The following is a 1,189-nucleotide window of genomic DNA, read 5'->3' as shown; positions in this document are numbered from 1 at the left end:
ACCGCCAATCCCGGCGTGAAGGTCAACGTCACGGCGATCGGGTGGGACGTGGCGCACGACAAGATCACTGCGGCCATCGCGGGCGGCGCCACACCCGACGTGAGCATGATCGGCTCGACCTGGTCGGGCGAGCTGGCCAAGACCGGCGCGCTCGACCCCACGCCGGGCAATCTGGTCGACAAGTCGGCGTTCTTCCCCGGCGCGTGGCAGACAGTCGAGCTCAACGGCACGGCGTACGGGGTGCCGTGGTACGTCGAGACCCGCGTCCTCTACTACCGCACCGACCAGGCGAAGAAGGCCGGAGTGGAGCCGCCGAAGACCTGGCGGGAGTTCACCGAGTTCGCCAGGGCGCTCAAGGACAAGGGCGGGGCCAAGGACGGCTTCCAGCAGAGTTACACGCTCGGCGCCTCCTGGCAGGAGACGCTGCCGCTGATCTGGCAGGCCGGCGGCGAGATCGTCAAGGACGGCAAATACACCTTCGACACGCCCGAGGCGGTGACCGCGCTCAAGCAGTACGAGTCGCTGTTCAAGCAGAAGCTCGCCCCGACCAACACGGCCGAGGGCGCCTTCCCGCAAACCTTCATCAAGGGCGAGGTCGGCGGCTTCTTCTCTGGACCGTGGATGATCGGCGTGCTCAACAACGACGGCGGGCCGGACTTCAAGGACAAGTTCGACGTCGCCCCCTACCCCAAGGGTCCCGTCTCGGGCACCAGCTTCATCGGCGGCTCCGCCATGGCGGTGTTCAAGAAGGCGAAGAACCGTGACGCGGCCTGGAAGTTCCTGCAGTGGCTGAGCGAGCCGAAGGTGCAGGCCAAGTGGTACACGACGGTCAAGGCGCTGCCTTCCGTGCAGGTGGCCTGGCAGGAGCCCGAGCTGACCGCCGACAAGCAGCTGGCCGTCTTCGGTGAGCAGCTCAAGGACGCCAAGACGCCGCCGCCGTTCCCGACGTGGGAGCAGGTGGCCAGGGTGCTGGAGGCGGAGCTGGAGAAGCTGGCCCGCGGCACGCAGACCCCCGAGCAGACGGCCAAGTCCATCCAGTCGCAGGCCGACACGATCGGGACGGGCCTGTGACACTGGCGGTACCCACAACGGGGCGGGCGGCGGACGTCGTCCGGATCGCCTTACGCCGGAGCTGGATCGGCTGGATGTTCATCCTGCCGTTCGTGGTGCTGTTCGTGGTGTTCTACCT

At 67.4% G+C, this 1,189-nt stretch carries 1 protein-coding gene; it reads left to right on the top strand.

Going from position 1 to position 1,189, the window contains the following annotated elements; all coding sequences use genetic code 11:
* Window positions 1-1,071 (top strand): extracellular solute-binding protein (locus ACTWPT_RS60005; protein ID WP_443186480.1); only part of this gene is annotated, 1,071 nt, incomplete at its 5' end.
* Window positions 1,072-1,189: the final 118 nt, after the last annotated feature.

The organism is Nonomuraea sp. 3N208, from assembly GCF_052245935.1.
Lineage (GTDB): Bacteria > Actinomycetota > Actinomycetes > Streptosporangiales > Streptosporangiaceae > Nonomuraea.
This window is presented reverse-complemented; position numbering and strand designations above follow the sequence as displayed.